The 5,735-nt window shown below is 62.4% G+C and carries 5 protein-coding genes; 2 read left to right on the plus strand and 3 right to left on the minus strand.

Features of this window, described 5'->3' with window-relative positions; all coding sequences use genetic code 11:
• Together EPO50_RS13600 and EPO50_RS13605 are read right to left on the minus strand one after the other, a co-directional pair.
• Positions 1-342: hypothetical protein (locus EPO50_RS13600; RefSeq protein ID WP_296344855.1), on the minus strand; the 342-nt coding region annotated here is incomplete at its 3' end.
• Between the two features lie 213 nt (positions 343-555).
• Entirely contained in the window at positions 556-2,673 is a 2,118-nt protein-coding gene (locus tag EPO50_RS13605) for a ParB/RepB/Spo0J family partition protein (protein WP_296344857.1), read from the minus strand.
• Between the two features lie 330 nt (positions 2,674-3,003).
• On the opposite strand from EPO50_RS13605, the gene EPO50_RS13610 reads away from it, so the two are divergent.
• Together EPO50_RS13610 and EPO50_RS13615 are read left to right on the plus strand one after the other, a co-directional pair.
• On the plus strand, positions 3,004-3,234 hold the full coding sequence (locus tag EPO50_RS13610; protein ID WP_296344859.1) for a helix-turn-helix domain-containing protein: 231 nt from the start codon (positions 3,004-3,006) through the stop codon (positions 3,232-3,234).
• An 82-nt stretch (positions 3,235-3,316) separates the two neighbouring features.
• Positions 3,317-5,074, plus strand: a complete 1,758-nt coding sequence (locus EPO50_RS13615) for a hypothetical protein (RefSeq protein ID WP_296344860.1) — start codon at positions 3,317-3,319, stop codon at positions 5,072-5,074.
• Here the strand turns inward: EPO50_RS13615 and EPO50_RS13620 are convergent.
• Positions 5,046-5,735, minus strand: a 690-nt coding sequence (locus tag EPO50_RS13620; RefSeq protein ID WP_296344862.1) for a phosphoribosyltransferase, incomplete at its 5' end; no start/stop codon positions are given. The genes EPO50_RS13615 and EPO50_RS13620 overlap by 29 nt on opposite strands.

The following is a 5,735-nucleotide window of genomic DNA, read 5'->3' on the forward strand; positions in this document are numbered from 1 at the left end:
GGTGGGAAGAAGGGCCGCAATCCTGCCGAGCATGGACAGCTCGGCAGCCGGCGTAGCAGCCCGTGCCCGAATGGTCGGGCCGAACTTGCGCATGAACAGCACGGTCGCCGCCTCGCAGGCATCGTAGGCGGTCTTCCAGTCCCAGGCCCCGGCGGCGTCGGAGCCGCCGAAGGCGTGTTCCATTGCGGCGCGCAGGACAACCGCATCGATGCGGCTGCCACGCTCGAGGTGAGGGAGAAGAAGGTGCGCTGCCGCGGCAATGCCGGCGAACGCATCCGCAGGAACGCCGGCGAGCGAGCGTAGCGGCGCGGGCGCCGCCGCCGAGAGGGAGACATTCGACATGGAAGAGACCTCGAGAGAGCGGGACGGTCCGAACCGGAAGGCGCTCTCTCTGCACCTGGCCGGCTCAAACCCGTCCCGGCCGTCCTCTTCCTCTCGCCTTGCGCCTCGAAGGTGAGGAATCCCTCAAAGGAAAAAGCCCGGCACGGCGACCGGGCTTTTCCAACGATAAGCGACAAGAACGCGGGGCGACCGAAGCCACCCGCGGTGTTCACACTATTCCGCAGCGATGGGACGCGGCTCCGGCTCGTCGGCCGCTACACCCCCTTCTCCGCCGGCGAGGAAAGCGGGAAGCTCCTCGGCCGGGTCCGCGGGTGTGTCTGGCATGTCCGCGCTGTCAGCGAGCCGCAGCGGCTCGGGCAACCAGCCGGTGCCGCCCAGCAGCCGCTCGGCCTCCTTCGCCATCTCCGCCTTCTTGAGGTGGTCGATGAGCTGTGCTGCCTGGTCGCCCTTGGCCTCGCGCACCGCTTCCAGAATGCGGGGCTTGGTGACGCGGCCGAGATAGTTGTCAACGGTGGGCCGCCAGCCGGCCTCGACCATGTCGAGACCGACGGCACGGGCCAGCCGGTCGGCCTGGGCGATGCGCTGCTGCACACCGTGCGCCGAGACGTCCGGCCCACCGTAGCGGTCACCCTTCTCATAGAGGGCGTTAACGCCGAACGAGACGCAATGCGCGAGCAGCGCAGCGCGGCGGCCGTCGTCAAGGGCGGCGAGCCAGTCCCACAGCGAGTGGTCGTCCTTGGGCAGCTCGGCCTTCCAGGCTTCGTGCCGGTCGGCGACTGCCTTGGCCGAGGGGCTGTCTTTCAGATCGACCGCCTGGGCAGGGAAGAACACATGCCGCACCGAGGCTTCCAGGCAGCCGCCGGGAGCGCTGTGCTGGAAGGTGTCGAGGCAAAGCTTGTGCAGCAGCGCCGTAAGGGCGACTTGCGGGTTATTCCCTACCGCGTCCCGCAGCGCCAAGGTGCGATGAGCCGTCAGCTCGCTAACGAGCCGTTCCGGTAGCGGCTTGATTGCATCGTCGTCGCCGTCTTCTTCCGGCAGGTCGCCTCCGATGGTGATGACGGTACGCTGCGCGGGAGCGGCAGGCGCCGTCTCATCCGCCCCGCCGATCTCGCCTTCCTGCAGGTCTTCGCTGCCGACCTGCTTCGGCTCGTCCTCCGGCCGGACATAGCCGCGATCGGCAGCGAGATGTCCGTCTGCGTCGATGCTGACAAACACACCGGCACGCGCGATCTCGGCCGGCTCGTAGCGAACCGGACGGCTGTCGAAGGCGGCAAGCGCTTCCTCGATCTCGCCCAGCCGCGCGTCGACCTCGTCCGGCAGCTCGTCGGCACTTTCGTACTCGCTTTCGAGTTTGGCCTGCTCGGCGGTCAGAGCGTCGAACGTCGCCTGTTCGTCGGGCGTGAGCTCCACCTCCACGCCGTCGAGCCGCCGAAGATGCCGGGCATGGCCGTACCGGAAGTCGACGGCGACCTCGATCCACTTCCAGCCTTCGGCCGCGATTTTCTCGGCCTCCATCGCCAGCTTCTCGGTTACCAGGCTATCGAGCAGGGCAACGTCCTGCAGCCAGCCGCCTCCGTCCTCCTCGAACAGGTCGCGCAGGACCATGCCGCCCGCTGCCTCGTAAGCATCGAGCCCGACAAACTGCGCACGGCGGTCCGACGCGCGCACGGCGCTCTCGGTGAGCTGGCGGCGGATCAGGTAAGGCTCCTTGTTGTAGGACTGCTGCAACGCCTCCCAGACCTGCTCCTGCCGGGCATGGTCTCTGGTAACGGTGAACGCCATGAGCTGCTCCAGAGTCATGCCGTCCTCGGCATAGATCCCGAGCAGCTTCTCGGAGACGGAGGCCAGGCGCAGCCGCTGCTTCACCACGGCGGTCGCGACGAAGAAACGGGCGGCGATCTCCTCCTCGCCCGCTCCTTGGTCGCGCAGGATCTTGAAGGCTCGGAACTGGTCCAGCGGATGGAGGGCGACTCGCTGGACATTCTCGGCGAGCGAATCCTCTTCGGCGGAGATCTCGGCCCCCGGATTGCGCACGATGCAGGGGATCGGCACCGTCTTCGACAGGCGCTTCTGCTTCACCAGGCGCTCGAGGGCCCGGTAGCGGCGACCGCCGGCCGGGATCTCGAAGGTGCCAGTCTCGGCGCCCTCGGCATCGAGGACCGGCCGGACGTTGAGGCTCTGCAGGAGCCCACGCCGGGCGATGTCGTCGGCCAGGTCCTCGATCGAGACGCCGGACTTCAGGCGCCTCACGTTGGACTGGCTCAGCACCAGCTTGTTGAAGGGGATGTCGCGCGAGGCGCTGAGGATGATCTTCTGAACGGCCTTTGCCATGGGAAACACTCCGCAACGGACGGTCGGGAGACTTCCTCTCGACCTCCAATCCGTCACGGAAACCGGCGCAGCCCTTTCACTCTCACATCGTGCAAGGCATTCGGGGCGAAGTCGCCAAACTGAAGGGCCAGCCCATTTGCCGCCGCTTGTATCCGCTCACACGATCTCGACGATCACCTACTTCCACTCACTGCTACTAGGCTGCATCTCTAGCCGTGCACGGACGTGCGCGAATGGGCGTCGATCGCCGTGAGAGTGAGCCACCGACAACGCCTAATGAGACGCTCACCCCAAGTCTTCAGCCGAGCCAGCCTCGAAGGAGAAAGAATAATGAGTGAATCTAAGTTCCTAACTCCCGAAGAGGTCGCGGAACGTTATCGTGGCGGTGTTTCATTGGGAACGCTACGAAACTGGAGAGCAATGAGAATTGGGCCGACGTTCTTGAAGATCGGAAAGGCCATCCTCTACCCGGTTAGTGAGCTTGATGCCTGGGACGAAAAGAATCGGGTGATGTGCCGGGCTTCAAGGCGCCTGGTAGAGCACACGGATGAACCAGCGTGATGACCACGACGGCGCACGTGTATATACCGTGATCCACGGGATTTGTTGCGTTGGCGACGACTGTTCGAGTATTGCCTAGCCTATGCCTATACCCACAAAGACCGAGATCCAGGCGTTTGAGGCGCGGCTCGATCGCGCGCTCGCAGAGCGCGTAACCAACAGGTGCAATGCCAACGCCGCCCTGCGGCTTGCGAGCAACATGGCCGAGGTGGCAGCGACCACACAGCCCACCGGCTCGGGAGAAGGCGTCCTCAACGACGGCATCAACAGCTTTTCCGCGTACTTGGTCAGCGGCACATCGGGGCCGGAACCAGCATTAGAAGCCTTATTCGGCGATCTGGACTTCGGCTTTCATTACCATCACCTGCGTGGGCTGCTCTACTATAGCTACAATGCTCCTGGCTCGATCGATTGGCGCTTCGCCGAAAACCGGATCGAGCTGCGCTTTCTCGACCCGTCGCTGCCTCGCCAATTCTTTACCGTGTGGAACGAGAACGTCCTCGGTTCGCAACGTATCTTCGACGGATTTGACGTACCCGATAAGCTCAGAGAGCTGCTTAAGAACCAGCCAGAGTTCGAACTCGGCGAAGCTCACGAAGCGGCCGACAAGCTCCTCCAGGCGCATGCCGATCTGAAGCTCTCGGCATATTTCTCCATCCTCGACACGAACTCCGAAATCGATCTCGGCGGCTATAGCTACAGGGAGATCTACGCGGTCTACCGCATCCTGCTGATGAAGGCACTTTACCATCGCCACCAAGCAGCTGCGAACGACCATACCGGTTGCGTTCATGTCCAAGCCGATGAACTCCGCGACATGCTCGCACAAGAGACCAAAATCGACGCGGCAAAAGTGGAGGCAATGTTGCAGGACCTGGTCTTCGACAGCAAGGCAGCCGAAGATCGGGTGGACTCGACCTATTTCTCGCTCATGCGGGAAGGAGCCGCGCCGCGTGATATCATCATACGACCATGCCACTTTTCGAAGGCCGATGGCCTGGTCCAGCTCTTGCGCGTTGTTGCCCAGCGCCGCCCGCACGTCTTCCTCTCTCAAGTCAGCAACGCATTGGCCGCAGCTTTCGTCCAACGAGTCAAAGCAGCCTTTGAGGCGCAAGGCTTCCTCTGTCAGTCGGAAATCTCCTTACGCGCAATTGATCCTGTGCTACCTGACATCGACCTTCTCGTGATCGTCGAAGAGCCAACGCTTGGCTTCGTGATGCTGATCTGCGAGGTCAAGAGCCCCCTCCCGCCGCAGTGGGCCAAGGATCAGCTACGGGCGTTGGCCAAAGACAATGTGTCGAAGGCGTTTCGGCAAACCGAAGCGATCAGCACATTCCTGCGCAAGCCGGAAGGCATCGAGTTCATTCGTTCGGTGGTTCCCAAAGGTGGGCTGGAGCATTTCGACAGCTTCGTGACTGTGCTTCAGCAATTGATCATCACGTCAGACAATGCCGGAATGTTCTTCGGCCATGAAGAGACTCCCATCATCAATTTCCGCACGCTTGAAAGGCTGTTGCAGCGCGCCGATGGCGACATCCTCCACATGCGATACTGCATCTCCCACTACAACGAATGGGCAGACGAGTGCGTCACGACGGCAATGGCCACTGTCGAGGTAGACGGCCTGACAGTACTGCATGAAGGATTCACCCCAACGCGGCTGATGGACTTTCCGCAGACCACATGGAGCAGCAGCTCCGATCGGCAGAGAATGATCGACGACTTCGTCGCAAATGGCCATCACCCCTTCGATTGCTTGGTCGGCCGCGAAGGCGTCATCATCGCACCTCCAACTGACGCGGCAACCGATGCTAGAGGCCCTTTGGCCAAGCCCATTTAAAGTAGCGCGCGTGCAGCTGGGCAAGATCGACTTCTGCAGCCTTGGAAGCAATCGCCGCGTGATAACTGTAGGCCTTTGTCGGCGGTGTCTCTGTCAACTGCAGCGGCTTGAACGGGCTCGTGATCTTGAGCGGCATGGCGAGAGCATGATACTCGCGGTTGATTGTCTTCAGCCAACTAAGGCAGATGACCTTGGCACCCGTCGCTCCGATAAACGCACGGCCTGCTTCGAAGGAATTGCCTTCCGTGCAGAAATCGTCGACCAGCAAGACCGTCTTGTGCTTTCTGACGGGAAAGGACTTGTACGGGTCACCGCCGAGACCCTTCAAAGGATTTGGGTTGAGCATGATCGTGCTTAACTGATTGTCGATTCCCACGCTGCCGCCGGCAGCACGAGCCGTCTGCGACTTGGTGGCCTTGCTGTGGCGGAGCAACAGATCCGGAATGTAGCGCGCACGGAGCGACTGACCGAAGATGTTGAGCGCCTCGGCAATCACGGTGGGCTTCGAATCCTGCGAATGGCCGGGATAGGCGGTGATGTAGTCGATCTCGTCGACAAGCCCAGAAAAATAGACTCGGGCGGCTAGCAAGCGGCCCCAGAATGCCGCGTCACCAGCCCCGTCCTTGGCGGTCGCCCGTGCGCTCGCCGAATAGGCGTGAGC

Source organism: Reyranella sp., from assembly GCF_004297405.1.
GTDB lineage: Bacteria > Pseudomonadota > Alphaproteobacteria > Reyranellales > Reyranellaceae > Reyranella.

Excerpts from the sequence above, each read along its gene's own strand:
- EPO50_RS13605 (WP_296344857.1), bottom strand. The coding sequence starts at position 2,673 with ATGGCAAAGGCCGTTCAGAAGATCATCCTCAGCGCCTCGCGCGACATC.
- EPO50_RS13610 (WP_296344859.1), top strand. The coding sequence starts at position 3,004 with ATGAGTGAATCTAAGTTCCTAACTCCCGAAGAGGTCGCGGAACGTTAT.
- EPO50_RS13615 (WP_296344860.1), top strand. The coding sequence starts at position 3,317 with ATGCCTATACCCACAAAGACCGAGATCCAGGCGTTTGAGGCGCGGCTC.